This window comes from Variovorax paradoxus NBRC 15149, assembly GCF_001591365.1.
GTDB classification, from domain to species: domain Bacteria; phylum Pseudomonadota; class Gammaproteobacteria; order Burkholderiales; family Burkholderiaceae_C; genus Variovorax; species Variovorax paradoxus.
Window position 1 is genome coordinate 2,975,847 of record NZ_BCUT01000001.1, and the last position, 19,486, is coordinate 2,995,332.

18 protein-coding genes are annotated in these 19,486 nt (G+C 68.9%); 8 read left to right on the plus strand and 10 right to left on the minus strand.

What is annotated here, in order from left to right:
- Window positions 1-56 precede the first annotated feature (56 nt).
- The 5 genes from VPA02S_RS13875 (at window position 57) to VPA02S_RS13895 (ending at window position 5,647) form a co-directional block, all read left to right on the plus strand.
- The gene (locus VPA02S_RS13875; RefSeq protein WP_015867728.1) at window positions 57-974 is read left to right on the plus strand and encodes a LysR family transcriptional regulator; all 918 of its coding nucleotides are present in this window, start codon (window positions 57-59) and stop codon (window positions 972-974) included.
- A gap of 57 nt (window positions 975-1,031) precedes the next feature.
- A complete protein-coding gene (locus VPA02S_RS13880; protein WP_018905121.1) occupies window positions 1,032-2,075 on the plus strand; it encodes an ABC transporter substrate-binding protein in 1,044 nt (347 codons plus the stop codon).
- Window positions 2,076-2,185: 110 nt separating this feature from the next.
- Window positions 2,186-4,222: a molecular chaperone HtpG gene (gene htpG, locus VPA02S_RS13885; RefSeq protein ID WP_015867726.1), complete on the plus strand. Its 2,037-nt coding sequence runs from the start codon at window positions 2,186-2,188 to the stop codon at window positions 4,220-4,222.
- Window positions 4,219-4,704, plus strand: a complete 486-nt coding sequence (locus VPA02S_RS13890) for a hypothetical protein (protein ID WP_028254072.1) — start codon at window positions 4,219-4,221, stop codon at window positions 4,702-4,704. Before htpG ends, VPA02S_RS13890 begins: the two co-directional genes overlap by 4 nt.
- Before the next feature lie 37 nt (window positions 4,705-4,741).
- A complete protein-coding gene (locus VPA02S_RS13895) occupies window positions 4,742-5,647 on the plus strand; it encodes a LysR family transcriptional regulator (RefSeq protein WP_062364193.1) in 906 nt (301 codons plus the stop codon).
- Here VPA02S_RS13895 and VPA02S_RS13900 read toward each other — a convergent pair.
- From VPA02S_RS13900 to VPA02S_RS13910, 3 genes are all read right to left on the minus strand, one after another.
- Window positions 5,642-6,793, minus strand: a complete 1,152-nt coding sequence (locus VPA02S_RS13900) for a CaiB/BaiF CoA transferase family protein (protein WP_062364195.1) — start codon at window positions 6,791-6,793, stop codon at window positions 5,642-5,644. The genes VPA02S_RS13895 and VPA02S_RS13900 overlap by 6 nt on opposite strands.
- A 310-nt stretch (window positions 6,794-7,103) precedes the next feature.
- Window positions 7,104-8,090, minus strand: a complete 987-nt coding sequence (locus VPA02S_RS13905) for a Bug family tripartite tricarboxylate transporter substrate binding protein (RefSeq protein WP_062364198.1) — start codon at window positions 8,088-8,090, stop codon at window positions 7,104-7,106.
- 34 nt (window positions 8,091-8,124) lie between these two features.
- On the minus strand, window positions 8,125-9,837 hold the full coding sequence (locus VPA02S_RS13910; protein WP_062364200.1) for an acyl-CoA dehydrogenase family protein: 1,713 nt from the start codon (window positions 9,835-9,837) through the stop codon (window positions 8,125-8,127).
- A gap of 91 nt (window positions 9,838-9,928) precedes the next feature.
- Here VPA02S_RS13910 and VPA02S_RS13915 point away from each other — a divergent pair, with 91 nt between their 5' ends.
- Window positions 9,929-10,900, plus strand: a complete 972-nt coding sequence (locus tag VPA02S_RS13915) for a LysR family transcriptional regulator (protein WP_062364202.1) — start codon at window positions 9,929-9,931, stop codon at window positions 10,898-10,900.
- A gap of 5 nt (window positions 10,901-10,905) precedes the next feature.
- On the opposite strand, the gene VPA02S_RS13920 is transcribed toward VPA02S_RS13915, so the two are convergent.
- The 7 genes from VPA02S_RS13920 to VPA02S_RS13950 form a co-directional block, all read right to left on the minus strand.
- Window positions 10,906-11,940, minus strand: coding sequence for a serine/threonine protein kinase (locus tag VPA02S_RS13920; RefSeq protein WP_062364204.1), 1,035 nt, complete (start codon window positions 11,938-11,940; stop codon window positions 10,906-10,908).
- 33 nt (window positions 11,941-11,973) lie between these two features.
- Entirely contained in the window at window positions 11,974-13,092 is a 1,119-nt protein-coding gene (locus VPA02S_RS13925; RefSeq protein WP_174545062.1) for a DUF2855 family protein, read from the minus strand.
- Window positions 13,093-13,294: 202 nt separating this feature from the next.
- Entirely contained in the window at window positions 13,295-13,720 is a 426-nt protein-coding gene (locus VPA02S_RS13930; RefSeq protein ID WP_015867717.1) for an organic hydroperoxide resistance protein, read from the minus strand.
- Window positions 13,721-13,809: 89 nt separating this feature from the next.
- On the minus strand, window positions 13,810-14,268 hold the full coding sequence (locus VPA02S_RS13935) for a MarR family winged helix-turn-helix transcriptional regulator (RefSeq protein ID WP_062364206.1): 459 nt from the start codon (window positions 14,266-14,268) through the stop codon (window positions 13,810-13,812).
- Between the two features lie 664 nt (window positions 14,269-14,932).
- Entirely contained in the window at window positions 14,933-15,775 is an 843-nt protein-coding gene (locus tag VPA02S_RS13940) for an ABC transporter permease (RefSeq protein ID WP_062364207.1), read from the minus strand.
- A 12-nt stretch (window positions 15,776-15,787) separates the two neighbouring features.
- A complete protein-coding gene (locus VPA02S_RS13945) occupies window positions 15,788-16,771 on the minus strand; it encodes an ATP-binding cassette domain-containing protein (protein WP_018905112.1) in 984 nt (327 codons plus the stop codon).
- A gap of 56 nt (window positions 16,772-16,827) precedes the next feature.
- Window positions 16,828-17,718: a LysR family transcriptional regulator gene (locus tag VPA02S_RS13950; protein ID WP_028254223.1), complete on the minus strand. Its 891-nt coding sequence runs from the start codon at window positions 17,716-17,718 to the stop codon at window positions 16,828-16,830.
- A gap of 133 nt (window positions 17,719-17,851) precedes the next feature.
- Between VPA02S_RS13950 and VPA02S_RS13955 the strand changes: the two genes are divergently transcribed.
- Window positions 17,852-18,514 (plus strand): glutathione S-transferase family protein, encoded by a 663-nt coding sequence (locus VPA02S_RS13955; RefSeq protein ID WP_028254222.1) that lies wholly within the window; start codon window positions 17,852-17,854, stop codon window positions 18,512-18,514.
- On the plus strand, window positions 18,511-19,482 hold the full coding sequence (locus VPA02S_RS13960) for a pyridoxamine 5'-phosphate oxidase family protein (RefSeq protein ID WP_062364208.1): 972 nt from the start codon (window positions 18,511-18,513) through the stop codon (window positions 19,480-19,482). Before VPA02S_RS13955 ends, VPA02S_RS13960 begins: the two co-directional genes overlap by 4 nt.
- Window positions 19,483-19,486 lie beyond the last annotated feature (4 nt).

Sequence of the window (19,486 nt, forward strand, 5' to 3'; positions counted from 1 at the left end):
AGTTGATCTATCCAGTGGCGGATAATTTTCAACGTCATGGCGCCTGAAAGTATCCAATGAGTCCACGCCTGCAAGGCATCGAAGAGTTCGTGGCCGCGGTGGAGGCCGGCAGCTTTGCGCGCGCGGCCGAGCGGCTGCACGTCACGCGCTCGGCGGTGGCCAAGAGCATCGGGCGGCTCGAGGCGCGGCTGGGCACGCGGCTCTTCCTGCGCACCACGCGCAGCCAGAGCCTCACCGAGGAAGGCCACGGCTACTACGAGCGCTGCCGGCGCGTGCTGGCCGAGCTCGACGCCGCCGAGGCCATGGCCGATGCCGCGCGCAGCACCGCGGCCGGGCTGGTGCGCCTGAGCATGCCGGCCATGCTGGGGCGGCTGAAGGTCGGGCCGCTGCTGCTCGCGCTGGCGCGCCGGCATCCGGGGCTGTCGCTGGAGCTGTCCTTCAACGACCGGCGCGTGGACCTCGTCGAAGACGGTCTGGACCTGGCCATCCGCAGCGGCGAGCTGGCCGACAGCGCCGAGCTGGTCGCGCGGCCGGTCGGCGTGCAATGGATGGCGCTGTGCGCCGCGCCCGCCTACCTGGCCGAGCGCGGGCGCCCGGGCAGCGTGGCCGAGCTGGGTGCATCGCCGTCGCACGAGGCCGTGTTCTATGCGCGCGACGGGCAGGTCTCGCCCTGGCGCTTCCACGACGCCGATGGCCGGCTGGTCGAAGTGGTGCTGCCCTCGCGGCTGCGCTGCGACAGCGCCGAGGTGCTGCTCGAAGCCGCCATCGGCGGCATGGGGCTGGCGCGCCTGCCGGCCTGGCTCGCGGCCGATGCGCTGGCGGCCGGCACGCTGGTGCGCGTGTTCGAGGAGCCGCGGCCCTTCGGATTCGCGCTCAACGTGATCCGCTCGCGCAGCCGCTACCTGCCGCACAAGACACGCGTGGTGGTCGACTGGCTGGCCGAGCACCTGCCGCCGCTGCTGGCGGCCCGCTGAGCGGCTTTGCCCGCTATCCTCGGGTCGCCTTTCATCCACTCATCCACCGGAGAACGCATGCGCCCCTTTGTCCAGAGGAATGCCGCGGCCCTTGCCGCCTGCGCGGGCGCCATGGCCTTGCTTTTTGCTTCGGGCGCGGCGGCCGAGGGCACGGTGAATGCGCTGTGCAGCACCGACGCGGGCTGGTGCGAAGCCGCGGCCGCCGCCTTCACGCGCGAGACCGGCATCCGGGTGCAGCAGGCGCACAAGGGCACCGGCGAGATCGGCGCCCAACTGCGCGCCGAGGCCGCCAATCCCAAGACCGACATCTGGTGGGGCGGCACCGGCGACCCGTTCCTGCAGGCGGCCGAGCAAGGCCTGCTCGAAGCCTACCGGCCGGCCTACATCAACGACCTGCACGACTGGTCGGTGCGCCAGTACGCCATGTCGCAGAACATGGTGGGCGGCTTCTACACCAGCGCCATCGGCTTCGGCTTCAACACCGAGCTGCTCAGGCGCAAGAAGCTGCACGAGCCCAAGTGCTGGGCCGACCTCGCCAAGCCCGAATACCGGGGCGAGATCGAGATCTCGCATCCGGCCTCCAGCGGCACGGCCTACACCATCATCGCGGGCCTGGTGCAGCAGATGGGCGAGGACGCGGCCTTCGACTATCTGAAGAAGCTGCACCGCAACGTCACCAGCTACACCCGCAGCGGCCAGGCGCAGGCGCCCAACGTGGCCAAGGGCGAGGTGGCAGTGGGCGTGAGCTTCATCTTCGGCTTCGAGCGCTGGCGGTACGACAAATTCCCGGTCAAGACGGCCGCGCCCTGCGAGGGCACGAGCTACGAGGTCGGCGGCATCGCGCTGGTCAAGGGCGCGCGCAACAAGGAGAATGCGAAGCGCTACTACGACTGGCTCATGAGCCCGGCCGGCCAGGCGATCGGCGGGCAGGTCGGCAGCCTGCAGTCGCCCGCCAACAAGACCTTCAAGCCCGATCCGCGCATTCCGCCCATGAGCGAGGTCAAGCTCATCAAGTACGACTTCGAGAAATACGGCAGGGCCGCCGAGCGCAAGCGGCTGATCGACCGCTGGACCCGCGAGGTGGAATCGCAGGCCCGGTAGGCCTATTGTTTTTCGGGGCGAAAGCCCCAACTCGCAGAGTTGGCGAGTCGGGCGTGCGGTCAAGGCCGCCCGGCTTAGAATTTTTTGGCTTCGATATTTCTTCTCTTCCCATGGCTGATTCTTCCAACACGAAACTCCCGTTCCAGGCTGAAGTCGCGCAGCTGCTGCACCTTGTCACGCATGCGCTCTACTCGAACAAGGAAATCTTCCTGCGCGAGCTGATCTCGAACGCATCGGACGCCTGCGACAAGCTGCGCTTCGAGGCGCTCGACCACCCCGAGCTGTATGAAGACCAGACCGAGCTGGACGTGCGGCTTTCCTTCGACAAGGCCGCGCGCACCATCACCATCACCGACAAGGGCATCGGCCTGTCGCGCCAGGAGGCCATCGAGAACCTCGGCACCATCGCCAAAAGTGGTACCAAGGACTTCGTGAGCAAGCTCAGCGGCGACCAGAAGGCCGACGCCCAGCTGATCGGCCAGTTTGGCGTGGGCTTCTATTCGGGCTTCATCGTGGCCGACAAGATCACGGTCGAATCGCGCCGCGCGGGCCTGCCGCCCGAGCAGGGCGTGCGCTGGACGAGCGGCGGCGCGGGCGACTTCGAGGTGGCCGACATCACGCGCCCCGAGCGCGGCACCCGCATCACGCTGCACCTGCGCGACGACGCCGACGAATACCTCAACGCCTGGAAGCTCAAGCAGATCGTCGGCAAATATTCCGACCACATCTCGCTGCCCATCCTCATGGAAAAGGAGGAGTGGAAGGAAGGCGAGAACGACCAGCCCGGCGACATGGTCAAGACCGGCGAATGGGAAACGGTCAACAAGGCCAGCGCGCTCTGGAGCCGCCCCAAGAAGGACATCACGCCCGAGCAGTACGAAGAGTTCTACAAGACCATCAGCCACGACTACGAGGCGCCGCTCGCCTGGAGCCACAACCGCGTGGAAGGCAGCACCGAGTACACACAGCTGCTCTACATCCCTTCGAAGGCGCCATTCGACCTGTGGAACCGCGACAAGAGCGCGGGCGTCAAGCTCTACGTGAAGCGCGTCTTCATCATGGACGACGCCGAGGCGCTGCTGCCCAGCTACCTGCGCTTCGTGAAGGGCGTGATCGATTCGTCCGACCTGCCGCTCAACGTGAGCCGCGAGCTGCTGCAGGAAAGCCGCGACGTGAAGGCCATCCGCGAAGGCAGCACCAAGCGCGTGCTCGGCATGCTCGAGGACCTGGCCAGGAAGCAGAAGACCGGGCCGGAAAGCGGCGAAGGCAAGATCGACGTGGGTTCGGGCGAATCGGTGCCGGCCCCCGAGCCGACCGAGGCCGTGACCGATGTGGTCGACAAGAACGCCCCCACGGCCGCCGAAGCCGCCGCGGCCGCCGCCGACGAATCGGGCAAGTACGCCAAGTTCTATGCCGAGTTCGGCGCCGTGCTCAAGGAAGGCCTGGGCGAGGACTTCGGCAACCGCGACCGCATCGCCAAGCTGCTGCGCTTCGCCTCCACCACGAGCGACACCGTGAGCGTGAGCTTTGCCGACTACAAGGCGCGCATGAAGGAAGGCCAGGACGCGATCTACTACATCACGGCCGACACGCTCGCCGCCGCCAAGAACAGCCCCCAGCTCGAAGTCTTCAAGAAGAAGGGCATCGAGGTGTTGCTCATGACCGACCGCGTCGACGAGTGGGCGCTCAACTACCTCACCGAGTTCGACGGCACGCCGCTGCAGAGCGTGGCCAAGGGCGCGGTCGACCTCGGCAAGCTGCAGGACGAGGCCGAGAAAAAAGCCGCCGAGGAAGCCGCCGAATCCTTCAAGCCGCTGCTCGAGAAGCTCAAGGAAGCGCTCAAGGACAAGGCCGAGGACGTGCGCGTGACCACGCGCCTGGTCGATTCGCCGGCCTGCCTGGTGGTGCAGGACGGCGGCATGAGCACGCAGCTCGCGCGCATGCTCAAGCAGGCCGGCCAGCCCGCGCCCGACCTCAAGCCCGTGCTCGAAGTGAACGCCGAGCACGCGCTCGTGAAGAAGCTCGACGGCTCCGAGCATTTCGATGATCTTGCGAACATTCTTTTCGACCAGGCGCTGCTGGCCGAAGGCGGCCTGCCGGCCGATCCCGCGGCCTACGTGAGGCGCGTCAACGCGCTGCTGGTGTGAAGGCCCGGCCGCGCACCGCCCGTGCAGCAGCCGCCCTTGCGGCGGCGCTCCTGCTGGCCATGGTGAGCGGCTGTTCGCACTATCACATCGGCATTCCGCTGGTGCCCGGGCTCTCGCTCGGCCTGGGCGCCACCAAGGACGGCAATTTCTCCGTCGGCCTGAACACCGGCTGGGGCCCGCTCGGCGCGGGCGTGGCGGTCAACAACACCGGCGTGGTGGCCGGCACGGCTGGCGTGGGAGTGGGCGTTGGCGTCGGGCCGGTCGGCACCGGCGTGGGCGTAGGCAAGAGCGTGGTGCTGCACGATCCCAATGCGGGCAAGGCCGGGTACGCGCCGGCGGGCGGCGCCGCGCCGGTCACGACGGCGGCTGCAGTCTCCGCGCCGCAGCCTTCCGCGGTGCGCGTCTCCTACCGCCCGCCCGCGAATGCCGCCGACGCTGCGGCCGGCAGCCCCGGCACGCCGGGCAATCCCGTCGCGCCCTGACCGCCGCAGCCCGCGGCGCTGTGCTGGAGACCGCTCCTTGGAACTCAAGCAATGGCGATGCTTCGTCACGCTGGCCGAGATCGGCAACATCCGGCGCGCCGCCTCGCTGCTCGCCATCTCGCAGCCCGCGCTCAGCGTGCGGGTGCAGCGGCTCGAGGAGGCCCTGGGCTTTGCGCTGTTCGACCGGCAGGCGCGCGGCGTCCGGCTGACGGAGCAGGGTGCGCGCCTGCTGCCGCACGCGCGGCGGCTGCTGTCGCGCGCCGCCGAGACCGACGAGGCCGCGCGCGCCATCGGGCGCGGCGCCTTCGACCGGCTGGAGATCGGCGTCACGCCCATCGCAGCGCTGTCCTTCTTTCCCGATGCGATGCGTGCCTTTTCGGCCGCGCATCCGGGCGTGGTGCTGGCGCTGACCGAGGGCCTGTCGGACGAACTCGAGGAGGCCGTGGCGCACCGCAGGCTCGACCTCGCGGTGGTGCATCCGCCGTCCTCGCGCGACGACCTCGTGGTGCGCGAGGTGGCCCGCGACCGCTTCATGGCCGTGATGCCGGCCGCGCATCCGCTCGCGGGCGCCAGCCGCATTGCGGCGGCGGACCTGCGGCAGCAGACGCTGGTCGGCGTGCGGCGCGACATCGGGCCGGTGGTGTTCGACCGCATCGCCGCCTACCTTGCGCGTGCCGGCATCACCACGCAGGTCAACCAGTGCGCAAGCTCGTCGATCTCGCTCGTGGGGCTGGTGGCGGCCGGTGCGGGCATCGGGCTGGTGGTGGAATCGCTCGCCTGCATCGCACGGCCCGACATCCGTTTTGTTGCGCTCGCCGACGATCCGCCGAGCCTCGGCTATGCGATGTGCCACCGGCCCGACCTGCCGGCGGAACTGCAGGGCGCGTTCATGCAGGCTTTCCATGCGCCCAAGGCGCGCGCCGGCGCGCGGCCCGGGCTATGAGCCGCTGGTGCCAGTGCCGGCCGCGGCATCGGGCAGGAAGCGCTCGCCCGGCGTGAGCGGCGCGTGCCGGTAGCTCGCCGGCGTGCGGCTGAGCTTCACGGGCGCGCCGATGCCGCGGTAGCCGCCTTCCATTTCCACCACCATTTCGCGGTGCGCCGTGTGCGGATGCTCGAGCGCCGCAGCCACCGGCAGCACCGGCGCGGCGGGCACGCCCGCGGCCATCAGCTGCTCGACCAGCGCACGGCCGTCGAACGCCGCCATGGCCGCTTCCAGCTGCTGCTTGAGCCCCGCACGGTGCACCGAGCGCGCGCCGGCCGTGCGGTAGAGCGGATCGTCGGCCAGCGCGGGCAGGCCGATGCAGCGGCACAGGCTCGCGAACTGGCGGTCGTTGCCCACCGCCACGAACACCGGGTCGGTGCCGGTGGCCAGCGCGTCGTAGGGATAGATGTTGGGATGCGCGTTGCCGGTGCGGCGGGGCTCGGTGCCATCCATGAACCAGTTGGCCGCATGCGGATGCAGCAGCGAGAGCCCGCTGTCGTACAGCGCGGCTTCCACGAACTGCCCGCGGCCGCTGCGGTTGCGCTCCTGCAGCGCGAGCAGCACGCCGATCACCGCATTGAGCCCGGTCACCATGTCGACCACCGGCAGGCCCACGCGCAGCGGGCCGCCGTCGGCTTCGCCGTTGATGCTCATGATGCCGGTCATGGCCTGCACGGCGGCGTCGTAGCCGGGCAGCGCGCCCAGCGGGCCATCGGCGCCGAAGCCCGAGACGCGGCACCACACGAGGCGCGGAAAGCGCGCCGAGATCGCCTCGTAGCCGATGCCCCAGCGCTCCATGGTGCCGGTCTTGAAGTTCTCGATCAGCACGTCGGCCTCGGCCACGAGCGCGAGCAGCGCCTCGCGGCCTTCGTCCGTGGAAAAGTCGAGGTGCTGCACGCGCTTGTTGCGGTTCAGGCCGTGGTAGTACGAAGCCACGCCGTCCTTGAAGGGCGGGCCCCAGGTGCGCGTGTCGTCGCCTTGCGGCGGCTCGACCTTGAGCACGTCGGCACCGTGGTCGCCAAGGATCTGGCCGCAGTAGGGGCCGCCGAGGATGCGCGAGATGTCGAGGACGCGGATGCCTGCGAGGGCGCCTTGGTGCTGTGTCATTTCGGTGTTCCGTGTTTTTGTGTGTTGGGTTTTTTGTTCAGGGGCGTGTGCACAGATCACCGGGTACTCCCCTCCGCGAATGTCCCCCGGCCTTCGGCCTCCCCCTTGATTTCGCTGCGGGGAGCACCCGATGCTCTGTGCACTGGGACACGCCGCTGGCATATCGCTGATCAACCACGGCTCTGAAAACACTCGCGTCGATGGGGTGCCTTGCGCAGCGAAATCAAGGGGGAGGCCGAAGGCCGGAGGACATTCGCGGAGCAAGGTACCCCGTCGGCGCGAGTGCACCCTGAACAACTTCGGACTCAAATCAATCCAGCTGCGCCCCCGACTTCTTCACCACGTCCTTCCACTTGGCCGACTCGCTCACGATGAACTGCCCGAGCTTCTGCGGCGACGTGTCCGCCGAGGCCTCGAGGCCCTGCGCCGCGAACATCTGCTTGACCTTGGGCGAGTTCAGCACCTCGGCGAAGGCCTGGTTGAGCCTGGCCACGCGGTCCGCGGGCGTGCCGGCGGGCGCCACGATGCCGAAGAACACGCTCACGTCGTAGCCCTTGTAGCCCTGCTCGGCAATCGTCGGCACCTCGGGCAGCGCCTGCGAGCGCGCGAGCGTCGCCACGCCCAGCGCGCGCAGCTTGCCGGCCTTCACATAAGGCAGCGCGGTGAGGATGTCGGTGAAGGTCATGCTCACCTGGTTGCCGAGCAGGTCGTTGAGCGCGGGGCCGGTGCCCTTGTAGGGGATGTGCTGCAGGTCGGTGCCGGCCACCGAGTTGAACAGCACGCCCGCCAGGTGCGACGACGCGCCGTTGCCCGACGACGCATAGCTGAGCTTGCCCGGGTTCGCCCTGGCATGGGCGACCAGCTCTTTCACGTCCTTCACCGGCAGCGCAGGGTTCACCACCAGGATGTTCGGCAGGTAGCCGACCTGGATCACCGGCGCGAAGCTCTTGACCGGGTCGTAGCTGATCTTGCGGTAGAGGCTCGCGTTGATGGCCAGCGGGCCCGAGGTGCCGAACAGCAGCGTGTGGCCGTCGGCCTCGGCGCGCGCCACGTAGTCGGCGCCGATGTTGCCGCCCGCGCCTGCGCGGTTCTCCACGATCATCGGCTGGCCGAGGCGGTCCTTCATCTCGGCGGCCAGCGTACGGGCCATGGCGTCGGTCGGGCCGCCGGGCGGGAAGGGCACGACCAGCACCAGGGGCTTGGAGGGGAAAGGCCCCTGGGCCTGTGCGGCGGGAGCGGCGCCCAGCAGCGCGGCGCAGGCGGTCAGGGCCGCGAAGAAGAGGGTGAGGTGTCGCAAGATGATGTCTCCGTTTTTTCTCTGTCGTCGTGAATCAGGCCGTGGCCTTGGCGGTGCGCGTGGTGGCCGCGCTGTTCCAGTCCGCGGGCATCGCGTCGGGCGCGAGCGGGTCGCGCGGCAGCACGCGGTGCAGCAGCACCAGCTGGGCCCAGCGAAGGCGCGGGGCGGAACCGCTGCGCGCGGCCTCCCAGGCCATCGCGATGCTGCTCGTGCAGTGGTAGAGCGCCGAGGCGGCCTGGCGCGCCAGCACGTCGCCGCCTTCTCGCGCGGCCGTCTCGGCCAGCGCGGCGGCGCGCGCCAGTGCATCGCGCAGCGCCTTGGCAAAGGCCGGCGGCAGCGCCGCATCGGCCAGCAGCTGCTCGCAGTGCGCGCGCAGCACCGGCAGCGAGCCCTCGCGCTTCACGGCGCGGATCACGTCCAGCGCCACGATGTTGCTCGTGCCTTCCCAGATCGAGCCCAGGTGCGCATCGCGCACGAGCCGCGGATCGCTCCATTCCTCGATGTAGCCGCAGCCGCCGCGCACTTCCATCGCGTCGCCCGTGACCTTGCGCGCATCGCGGCAGGCGCGGAACTTGATGAGCGGCGTGAGGATGCGCAGCAGCGCGTAGGCATCAGGCTCCCCGGCGTCGGAGCGCGCCAGCGCCAGCGCGGTCTGGCACACCATGGTGCGCGCCTGCTCGGCCGGCAGGCGCAGCTTGTCGAGCTGGCGCTGCATCAGCGGCATCTGCTCGAGCGTGCGGCCGAAGGCGCGGCGCTCGGCGGCGATGTATTCGGCCTCGGCCACCGCGCGGCGCATGAGGCCGGCGGCGCGCACGCCGTTCGATAGGCGCGAGTTGTTGACCATGTCGGCCATCTGCACGAAGCCGCGGCCTTCCTCGCCCACCAGGTAGGCGATGGCGCCTTCGAGCCGGATCTCGCCGCTGGCCATCGAGCGCGTGCCCAGCTTGTCCTTGAGGCGAATGATGCGGTAATGGTTGAGGCTGCCGTCTTCGAGCCGGCGCGGCAGCAGGAACAGCGACACGCCCTTCATGCCGGCCGGGCCGTTGTCGGCGCGTGCGAGCACCATCGCAAAGTCGGCATCGGGGTTGGAGCAGAACCACTTGTCGCCGCTGAGGCGCCAGCTGCCATCCGTCTCTTGCCGCGCCATCGTCGCGGTGGCCGCGATGTCGGAGCCCGCGGCCTGCTCGGTCATGAACATCGCGCCCTGCGCAAGCTCGTCGAAATCGAGCGAGGTCAGGCGCGGCAGGAAGCGCGCGACCAGCTCGGGGCCCCCGAACTTCCTGAGCGTGCGCGTGAGCGAGTCGGTCATCGAGACCGGGCAGCACAGGCCGAACTCCGCCTGCACGAAGAGATAGGTCAGCACGTACTTGACCAGCGGCGGCATCCTGCCCTTCCAGCCCAGCGTCTCATCGCGGTGCGACATCGCGGCCAGGCCGAATTCGCTGAGCGCGAGGCGTTCCATCTCGACGTAGGCCGGGTGCTTGACGATCTTCTGCTCGTCCAGGCCGGTGCGCGTGCGCTGCTCCAGCGTGGGCGGGTTGCGGTCGGCGGTGCCGGCCAAGTCGTCGAGCAGGCCGCCCGCGAGGCCGCCCAGCCGCTCGAAGTGCGGCTGCATGTGGGCCAGCAGGTCGGCGGGCAGGTAGAGCGCGAGCAGCTTGTGCAGCTCGGTGTCGGTGCTGAACAGGTTCTGGCCGTGGCGGTCGGGAATCGGGTGCGCGTGCGCGGCGGTGGCGTCGTTCTGGGCCATGCGTTGTGTCTCCTGGTTCGCCGCATTGTTGGTTTCCAGGCGATCCGTGTCTAATATCGAATAGGTCTTGTTCGATTCGATTTGCCTATTCATGGAACTGCGACACCTGCGCTACTTTTCCGTGCTGGCCGAGGAGCTGCACTTCGGGCGCGCCGCGCGGCGCCTGTCGATCTCGCAGCCGCCGCTGTCGGTGGCGATCCGCCAACTCGAGGAGTCGGTGGGCGCGCGGCTGTTCGAGCGCAACAGCAAGGAGGTGCGCCTCACGCATGCGGGCGAGGCGCTGCGCATTTCGGCGCGGCGGCTGCTGCTGCAGGCGGAAGAGGCGGCGCTCGAGGCGCGCGACGTGGCCGCGGGCTCGGCCGGGCGGCTGCGCATCGGCTTCGTCGGTGCGATGCTCTACCGCGGTCTGCCGCAGGCGCTGCGCGCGTTCCAGGCCCGGCACCCGGCGGTGCGCATCACGCTCGCCGAACTCAATTCAGGCGTGCAGATCGCCGAGCTGCTGCACGACCGGCTCGACCTGGGCTTCGTCCACACCAGCCGCATGCCGCCCGAGCTGCAGCACCGGCTGCTGCTGTCCGAGCCTTTCGTGTGCTGCCTGCCCTCGGGCCACGCGCTCGCGCGCAAGCGCGTGCTGGCGCCGCCCGACCTGCGCAACCAGCCCTTCGTGCTGTTCTCGCGCGAGGCCTCGCCCGACTACCACGAGCGCATCCTGTCGATCTGCGCCGACGCCGGCTTCCTGCCCGAGGTGCGGCACGAGGTGCGCCACTGGCTCGCGGTGGTCTCGCTGGTGTCGCAGGGCATGGGCGTGGCACTGGTGCCGCAGGCCATGCGGCATTCGGCCCTGCGCGGCGCGGTGTTCCGGCCGCTCGACCGCGCGGTGGCGCAATCGGAGGCGCATGGCGTGTGGCGCAGCGGGCCGCCGAACGTGCTGGCCGAACGGCTGCTGCAGGGCGTGGCCAACGTGCAACCGGCCGCCGCCGGGCCGCCCCAAGGCGACCGGGCCTCCCCCTCGGGGGGTGGAGAATTACACGCAGCGAAGCGAAGTGAAAAGCCGGGGGGCTGACATTTCTAGGCGTAGAGCGGCTCTTCGGCCATCTGCTCGCACTGCTCCTGCAGCACGAGGATCTGGCCCTTCCAGTAGTCGCTGGAGCCGAACCACGGGAAGTTGATCGGGAAGATCGGGTCTTCCCAGCGGCGCGCGAGCCAGGCGCTGTAATGGATGAGCCGCAGGGTGCGCAGCGGCTCGATCAGCGCGAGCTCGCGGCGGTCGAATTCGCGGAACTGCTCGTAGCCGTCGAGCAGCCCCGAGAGCTGCGCGGTGCGCTGCGCGCGCTCGCCCGACAGCAGCATCCACAAGTCCTGCACCGCGAAGCCGGTGCGCGCATCGTCCAGGTCGACGAAGTGCGGCCCGCCGCCGGGGCGGTCAGTGGGGGTCCAAAGGATGTTGCCGGGATGCACGTCGCCGTGCAGGCGCAGCTTGCGCGGCTTGAAATCGGAGGCCGGGGCGCTCACCGCCAGTGCCGTGGCGGCAATCATGTCCAGTGCTTCGTTGCAGGCCTTTTCCCAGTCGCGCTGCACGTCGAGCGGCACCTTGTCGTTGGCCAGCAGCCAGTCGCGCGAGGCGATGCCGAAGGTCTGCAGGTCGAGCGCGGGCCGGGCCTCGAAGGGCCGTGCGCTGCCCACCGTGTGGATGCGCGCGAGAAAGCGGCCGACCCACTCGAGCACTTCGAAATCGTCGAGCTCCGGCGCGCGGCCGCCGCGGTAGGGGCTCACGCTGAAGGCGAAGCCGCCGTGGCGGTGCAGCGTGCTGCCGTCGAAGGCCAGCGGTGCCACGGCGGGCACTTCGGCCGCCGCCAGTTCGAGCGAGAAGCCGTGCTCTTCGAGGATCTCGGCTTCGCTCCAGCGCTCGGGGCGGTAGAACTTGACCACCACCGCACTGCGGTCTTCCAGGTAGACCTGGTAGACCCGGTTCTCGTACGAGTTCAGGCCCGTGAGCCGGCCATCGCCGTGCAGGCCGAGCGTTGCCAGGGCGTCCAGCACCACATCGGGCGTGAGGTTCTCGTAGGGATGGGTATTCGCGGGCGCAGCGGGGGAAAGGGTCATGCGGCGATTGTCGCTACCCCGGCGCCCGGAATGTCAGAGGCCGCCCGGTTGTTTGTAAAGCGAAAGGACATGGCCGATGCGCGGGTCGCCCTTGCCGGCCAGCACCTGCGCATAGGCGGCCTGCACCGCTTCGCCGCCGTGGTGGTGCTCGGCGCGCAGCCAGGGGTTCTTCGCGTCGGTCACGCTCGCCAGGAAGTGGTGCCAGGCGGCCACCATGCGCCGGCCGAATTCGTCGGCGCCCCATTCGGCGGTGCGCTTCTTGATCTGCGCCGGCGCAAAGAACAGCGTGGCGCGCGGACCGGCCAGGTCCTTGCCCGCGCCCTTGGCCGCGAGCTGCTCCACGTGCGTGCCGCCGATCGAGCAGCTGTACTTGAGGTTGGAAAAACGCGTGTGGATCGCGTTGCGCAGCCCGGCGTTGCCCGCAAAGTCCACATAGACGCAGGGCGTGGCGGCCGCGATGTCGTCGAGCGCGTCGTAGCTCAGCACGCGGTGGTAGCAGCCCAGGCTTTCGCAGAAGGCCACGTTGGCGGCGGAGGTCAGGCCGATCACCTCGACGCCTTCGCGCTGGTGCAGCTGGAAGGCGGTGCCGTAGGCCGTCTTGCTCGATGCGCTCGACAGCAGCATGGTGTTGGCGCCGAAGAAATCGTTGTCGGCCATGAAGTCGTCGATCAGCCACGAGGTGATGAACAGCGGGCGCAGCAGCGCCTGCACGTCCTCGGTGTCCGCGGTGTAGAGCGGATCGGCGTTGCAGCGGAAGTACTGGTTGTAGACCGCGGGCAGCTCGGCACGGTGCGCGGCGGCGTCGGTAAAACGCCCGGGCGAGAGGCGGTCGGGGCTCAGCACAGCGCCCGACGACATCGGCCAGTAGCCGTAGAGCCGCTCGCCCGCCGCCACGCCCGGGTGCAGCGACTGCACCACGCTGGCAAAGCCCCACACCGGGATGCTGCCCCAGCCTTCTTCCGTGGACGGAAAGAACTGCCAGTAGCTCATCGCATCGCCGAAGGCGGCGTAGGTGATGTTGTTGGAGGTGAGCGCAAAGCTGTCGATGCGCACGCGCACCTGGCCGTCGGCCAGCGGCTGGTCGGTGGCCGTGTGCAGTTGCGTGGTGGCGAGTTCGCCCTTGCGGACCAGGAAGCTGGTGGTGGTGCTCATGGTGTGGATCTCCATGGTGGTGGTGTGAGTTGCGCGGGATGGCGCGTGCTGCAGCCACATTAGCCAAGCTCGATGAAAGGCGCTATCGCGTTTCCCTGTTCCGCGTCACCCGCGGGACAACGCCGGCCATGAAAAAGAAAAAGCGCCCCGGCTTGTGGCCGGGACGCTCTTCTTTTTTTAACCCCTTGCGCAGGGGGCGGAATCAGGCGATCGAGAGTTCGACGTCGATGTTGCCGCGCGTGGCGTTCGAGTACGGGCAGACCTGGTGGGCCGCATCGACCAGCTTCTGCTTCTGCTCGGCGTCCAGGCCCGGCAGCGTGATGGCCAGCTTCACCGCAATGCCGTAGGCGGCGCCGCCGTTCGTCGGGCCAAGGGAAACGCTGGAGTCGATCGCCACGTCCTCGGGCACCTTCACGCCGATCTTCGGGCCGACGGCCTTCATCGCGCCGATGAAGCAGGCGGCATAGCCGACCGCGAACAGCTGCTCGGGGTTGGTGCCGGGCTTGCCCGAACCGGGCGAGCTGAGCTTGACGTCGATGGCGCCGTCGCTGGACTTGCCTGCGCCGTCGCGGCCGCCGATGGTGTGGGCTTCAGCGGTGTAGAGAACCTTGTCGAGCTTGGTGGTCATGGTGGTGATTCCTTGGGTTGGTGAGGGTGGTGAAAAAGAGCTTCTTTTTTGAATCGAAGCGGGGGAAACCTGTCTTGGGTGCGTGCGTGTCAGGCCGCTTTCCTGATGCGGTCGCGCAGCGTCTGGATCTGCTGGGTGAGCGAGATGAGTTCAGGCACCGAGCATTGCGCCGCGGCCATGAGGCAGCCGGGCACGCTGGCGGCGCGCGCCTTGAGCTTGCGGCCCGCGGCGGTGAGCGTGATGTGTACGCGGCGCTCGTCGGCCACGTCGCGCAGCCGTGTGACATAGCCGATGGCTTCGAGCCGCTTGAGCAGCGGCGTGAGCGTGCCGGAATCGAGCGAGAGGCGCTCGCCGAGCTCGGAGACCGTGGGGCCGTCTTGCTCCCACAGCGCGAGCATGACGAGGTATTGGGGATAGGTGAGCTGCAGCTTTTCCAGGACCGGCTTGTAGAGGCGGGTCATGGCCAAGGAGGCGGAATAGACGGCGAAGCAGAGCTGGTTGTCCAGCTTGAGCATTTCGTCTGAGGCTTGCTTGGTGCTGCTGCGCATGGCTGGAATTGTAGTTCGCAATTGAATTGCGTGCAATGTAATATTTTTGGATGCTGTTGTCGGGTTATTTTCCGGCCGGGTCTCGCCCCGGCGGGCGACCTACTTTTCTTTGCTTCGCCAAAGAAACGTAGGCAAAAGAAAGGCGACCCCACTGTCTGCGTCCCTTCGCTTCGCTACGGGCAACCTGCGGTGCTCGCGTTTCGCGGGGTCTCGCCCAAACTCGCTTCGCTCAAACAAGGGCGAGCCCTGATCCGCAAAACGCTGCGCTCCTCGGCGCATACAGAGGGGAGGGCAAACCACTCGGGCCTTTGCTTCGCTCGGCCACCAAGCCACCGCGGCGCGCAGCGCCGCGGTGGTTGGGATTGGATTGGGCCGTTGGTATTGGCTGTTGGTATTGGGGCCGAGCGAAGCGAAGGCTGCCCGTTCCCACCCCTTCTGTATGCGCCGAGGAGCGCAGATGGAGGCGGGATCAGGGCCGCAGCTGTCTGAGCGAAGCGAGTTCTGCGGACCCCCGCCGTAATCGAGCACCGCAGGTTGCCCGTAGCGAAGCGAAGGGACGCAGACAGTAGGGGTCGCCTTTCTTTGCTTACTTTCTTTGGCGAAGCGAAGCAAAGAAAGTGAGTCGCCCGCCGGGGCGAGACCCGGCCCCGGAACTCCAAAAAACCTACCCCCGAAACCTCTTCCGAGTCAAAGCCAACGCCACCCAAAAAGAAACAACCCCATAAACCACCAGCACCCCCGCATGCACCCACCACCCGCCAGGCCATTGATCCATGAACAGCGGCCGCACCAGCGCCACCGCATTGGTCAGCGGCAGCCACGCCGCCACGGCCCTCACGGCGGAAGGCAGCTGCTCCAGCGGAAAGAACACGCCGCTCAAGAACATCATCGGCGTCATGAACAGCGTGAAGTAATAAGTGAAGAAGTCGTACCCCTTCGCGAGCGCATTGAAGATCAGCGCAATCGACGAGAAGGTGATCCCCGCGCCGATCAGCACCATCCACGCGACGATCAGCTTGGGGCTGTGGCTGATGCCCAGCCCGAGCATCACGAACAGGATCGCGGTCACGGTGAAGATCGACTTGAACGCGGCCCACAGCATCTCGGCCAGCACGATGTCGTCCAGGCCGACCGGCGCGTTCATGATGCCGTCCCAGGTCTTCTGCACATGCATGCGCGAGAACGCCGAATACAGCGCCTCGAAGCTCGCGGCATTCATCGCGCTCATGCAGATCGAGCCGCTCGCGAGGAACAGGATGTAGGGCACGCGGGTTCCGTCGACCGACACCTCGCCGACCAGCGCGCCCATGCCGTAGCCGAAGGCCACGAGCCAGATCAGCGGCTCGGCGATGTTGCCGATGAGGCTGGGGATCGCGAGCTTGCGCCACACCAGCAGGTTGCGCAGGAACACGGGCCACCAGCGCAGCGAGAGCTCGGGCGCGCGCCACACGGAACGGGCCGGCGGCGATGGCGCGGCAGAAGAAGAACTTGCAGTCGTGGTATTCATGATCGTCGTGGCCTAGCCGTCCTCGCGGATCTGCCGGCCCGTGAGCTTGAGAAAAAGGTCTTCGAGGTTCGCGGGCCGATGAAAGGTGCGCAGGCGGCCGTGCCGGCTGAGCGCGTCGAGCAGCCGGCGTGCATCCTGCGTGTAGAAGAACACGGTCTCGCCGCTCACTTCCACGCGCGCTGCCATCGCCTTCAGTTCCGGCGACTCGGCCAGCGAGAGCGCGCCGTTGCCATACACCTCGACCACGTCGGGCTCCAGGTGCTCGGCAATCAGGTCGCGCGGGCGGCCCTCGGCGATCTTGCGGCCGTGGTCGAGCACCAGCAGGCGCGAGCACAGGCGCTCGGCCTCGTCCATGAAGTGCGTGGTCAGCAGGATCGACTTGCCCTGCTGCAGCAGCACCTGCAGGCGCTCCCACATCAGGTGGCGCGCCTGCGGGTCGAGCCCGGTGGTGGGCTCGTCCAGCAGCAGCAGCTTGGGGTCGTTCACCAGCGCGCGCGCCAGCGAGAGGCGCCGGCGCATGCCGCCCGAGAGCTCGCCCGGCTTGGCATCGGCCTTGTGAGAGAGCGCCGCAAACTCCAGCAGCTGCGGCACGCGCTCGCGCACCTGCGCCTTGCTGAAGCCGAAGTAGCGGCCGTACACCACGAGGTTCTCGGCGCAGCTGAAGTCGGGGTCGAGCGTGTCGAACTGCGACACCACGCCGAGCTGTGCCTTGATGGCCAGCGCATCGCGCGGCATCTGCAGGCCCAGCGCGCAGATGTCGCCGCCGTCGGGCGTGGTGAGGCCCAGGCACATGCGGATGGTGGTGGTCTTGCCGGCGCCGTTCGGGCCGATCACGCCCAGGCATTCGCCGGGCGCGATCTCGAACGACAGGTCGTCCACGACCGTGGTGCCGCCGTAGCGCTTGCAAAGGCGGCTGGCGTGGAAGAGCGGGGCGGAGGAAGAAGAAGAGGAGGGCACGCGGCCATTCTGACGCAGGCCCGCGAAGCCTGCCGCCATCGCTTCAACCGATGGACAAGCCGCACGAGTTCGGAGCCACTGCTGCCGCCGCCGCCCTACATGCGCAGGCCGCTGAACTCGGTCTTCATCCAGTCGATGAAGGCGCGCGTGCGGGCCGGCAGCAGCCGCGCGTTCGGGTAGATCACGCTCACCGGCCGCGGCGGCGGCTCGAAGTCTTCCAGCACCAGCTTCAACCGGCCCTGCGCCACATGCGGCAGCACCTGATAGGAGAAGAAGGTGCCGAAGCCCATGCCCGCGGCGCAGGCCTCGATGGCCGGCGCAAGGTGGTTGAACTCGAGGCGGCAGCTCGGCGTCACGCTCACGGTCCTGCCGCGTTCGTGGAACACCCATTGCGGCGGCGCGTCGACGCGGCCGCGCACGCAGGGCGCGCCATGGAGCTCGCGCGGATGGCGCGGCGTGCCGTGCCGCGCGAGGTAGTCGGGGCTGACCGCCACCACGCGCCGGATGGTGCCGAGCGTCTGCGCCACGAGCGACGAATCCGCGAGCGGGCTGATGCGGATGCCCACGTCGATGCCTTCCTCCAGCAGGTTCACCGTGCGGTCGTGCAGCAGCACGGTGCAGCGCACCTTGTCGTGGCGCTGCATGAAGCGCGTGATGGCGGGCGCCACGTACATGTGGCCGAACAGCACCGGCGCGGTGATGGTGAGCTGGCCCGCGGGCTCGCGCGCCTCGGCCTTGAGCGCAAGGTCGGCGGCGTCCGCGGCCAGCAGCACCTCGCGCGCGCTCGGCAGGTAGTGGCGGCCCTCCTCGGTGAGCGAGAGGCGGCGCGTGGTGCGGTGGAACAGGCGCACGCCCAGGTGGGCCTCCAGCGCGGCGAGCGCGCGCACCACCGCGGGCAGCGAACTGCCGAGCGCCTCGGCGGCGCGGGTCAGGCTGCCCTGGTCGGCAATCTGCACGAAGGTCTGCATGGCCTTGAAACGATCCATGGCGCCATTAAACCGGAATAAACCGGATTAAGCCGATTTACGCAGCAGTCAAATGCAGGAACGGCTATTCCTTCATTCAGCGCAAGAGAGAAGAATCCGGATCACGCCCACTCCACATTCCAGAGAACCTCCCATGAACGCCATTGCCGCCCGCCCCGCACAACCCATCAAGCTCTACGGCAGCGCCATCTCGGGCCACGTGCACCGGGTGCGGCTGTTCCTCTCGATGCTCGGCCTGCCTTTCGAAGTGATCGAGCTCGACTTGAAGCAGCGCGCCCACCGCACGCCCGAGTTCCTGGCGCGCAACCCTTTCGGGCAGGTCCCGGTGATCGAGGACGGCGAAACCACGCTGGCCGATTCCAACGCGATCCTGGTCTACCTCAACGAGCGCTATTCGCCCGATCCGGCACGCTGGATGCCGCGCGACCCGGTGGGCGCGGCGCGCGTGCAGCGCTGGTTCTCGGTGGCCGCGGGGCCGCTGGCCTACGGGCCGGCCGCCGCGCGCGTCATGGCGCTGTTCGGCCTGGCCGCCGATCCCGCCGAGACGGTCACGCGTTCGCATGCGCTGCTCGCGGTGATGGAGATTCACCTGGGGCAGCAGCCCTTCCTGGCCGGGCCTGCGGCCACGCTGGCCGACATCGCGAACTACGCCTATGTCGCGCATGCACCCGAAGGCCGCGTGTCGCTCGACGCCTACCCGCAGGTGCGCGCCTGGCTCGCGCGCGTGGAGGCGCTGCCCGGCTTCGTGCCGATGGTGCGCACGCCGGTCGGACTTGCGGCGGCGGCTGAATCATGATCGCCGCACCCTTCCACGCCGGCGAGCGCGCGCTGCAAATACAGACGGGCTGGCGCGACCGCATGGAGGCCATGGGCCCGCGCGTGATCCGCGACTACATGCCCGACCAGCACCGCGAATTCTTCGCGCAGCTGCCCTTCCTCGTGGTTGGCAGCCTCGACGCCGACCTGCAGCCCTGGGCCAGCGTGCTCGCCGCGCCCGCCGGCTTCGCGCATTCGCCCGATGCCACGCACCTGCGCGTCGATGCGCTGCCGGCGGCCGGCGATCCGCTGGCCAGGCAGCTCGCGCAGGGTGCCACGCTCGGCCTGCTGGGCATCGAGCCGCACACGCGGCGGCGCAACCGCATGAACGGCACGGTCGAGTCGCTCGATGCGGGCGGCTTCATGGTCGCGGTGCAGCAGAGCTTCGGCAACTGCCCGCGCTACATCCAGGCGCGCGAGCCGGAACTGGTGGCCGCACGCGGCGGCCGCGCGCCCGTGCAGCGGCTCGACGCGCTCGACCTCGACGCACAGCGCCTCATCGGCAGCGCCGACACGCTGTTCATCGCCACAGCGTACCCAGGCGATGCGGCCAGGGGCGACGCGGCCGATGCGCGCTGGCACGGTGTCGACGTGTCGCATCGCGGCGGGCGGCCCGGCTTTGTTCGCGTCGACGCGGGCGGCGTGCTCACGGTGCCCGACTTCAACGGCAACCGCTTCTTCAACACGCTGGGCAACCTGGTGGCCCATCCGCGTGCGGGCCTGCTGTTCATCGACTACGACAACGGCGATCTGCTGCATGTGGCGGCCACCGCGGAGCTGGTGCTGGACGGCCCCGAGATCGCCGAGTTCGAAGGCGCCGAGCGGCTGCTGCGGCTGCATGTGGAGCACGCACTGCGCCGGCCCGCTGCCCTGCCGCTGCGCTGGGGCGACGCGGCGCTGTCGCCGCACCTCGAAGGCACCGGGCGCTGGGCTGCCGCGCGCGCCTGACGGA

Coding starts and splice junctions, on each gene's coding strand:
- VPA02S_RS13875 (WP_015867728.1), top strand. CDS start 57: ATGAGTCCACGCCTGCAAGGCATCGAAGAGTTCGTGGCCGCGGTGGAG.
- VPA02S_RS13880 (WP_018905121.1), top strand. CDS start 1,032: ATGCGCCCCTTTGTCCAGAGGAATGCCGCGGCCCTTGCCGCCTGCGCG.
- htpG (WP_015867726.1), top strand. CDS start 2,186: ATGGCTGATTCTTCCAACACGAAACTCCCGTTCCAGGCTGAAGTCGCG.
- VPA02S_RS13900 (WP_062364195.1), bottom strand. CDS start 6,793: ATGACACAGCACCAAGGCGCCCTCGCAGGCATCCGCGTCCTCGACATC.
- VPA02S_RS13910 (WP_062364200.1), bottom strand. CDS start 9,837: ATGGCCCAGAACGACGCCACCGCCGCGCACGCGCACCCGATTCCCGAC.
- VPA02S_RS13915 (WP_062364202.1), top strand. CDS start 9,929: ATGGAACTGCGACACCTGCGCTACTTTTCCGTGCTGGCCGAGGAGCTG.
- VPA02S_RS13920 (WP_062364204.1), bottom strand. CDS start 11,940: ATGACCCTTTCCCCCGCTGCGCCCGCGAATACCCATCCCTACGAGAAC.
- VPA02S_RS13925 (WP_174545062.1), bottom strand. CDS start 13,092: ATGAGCACCACCACCAGCTTCCTGGTCCGCAAGGGCGAACTCGCCACC.
- VPA02S_RS13930 (WP_015867717.1), bottom strand. CDS start 13,720: ATGACCACCAAGCTCGACAAGGTTCTCTACACCGCTGAAGCCCACACC.
- VPA02S_RS13935 (WP_062364206.1), bottom strand. CDS start 14,268: ATGCGCAGCAGCACCAAGCAAGCCTCAGACGAAATGCTCAAGCTGGAC.
- VPA02S_RS13940 (WP_062364207.1), bottom strand. CDS start 15,775: ATGAATACCACGACTGCAAGTTCTTCTTCTGCCGCGCCATCGCCGCCG.
- VPA02S_RS13945 (WP_018905112.1), bottom strand. CDS start 16,771: ATGGCGGCAGGCTTCGCGGGCCTGCGTCAGAATGGCCGCGTGCCCTCC.
- VPA02S_RS13950 (WP_028254223.1), bottom strand. CDS start 17,718: ATGGATCGTTTCAAGGCCATGCAGACCTTCGTGCAGATTGCCGACCAG.
- VPA02S_RS13955 (WP_028254222.1), top strand. CDS start 17,852: ATGAACGCCATTGCCGCCCGCCCCGCACAACCCATCAAGCTCTACGGC.
- VPA02S_RS13960 (WP_062364208.1), top strand. CDS start 18,511: ATGATCGCCGCACCCTTCCACGCCGGCGAGCGCGCGCTGCAAATACAG.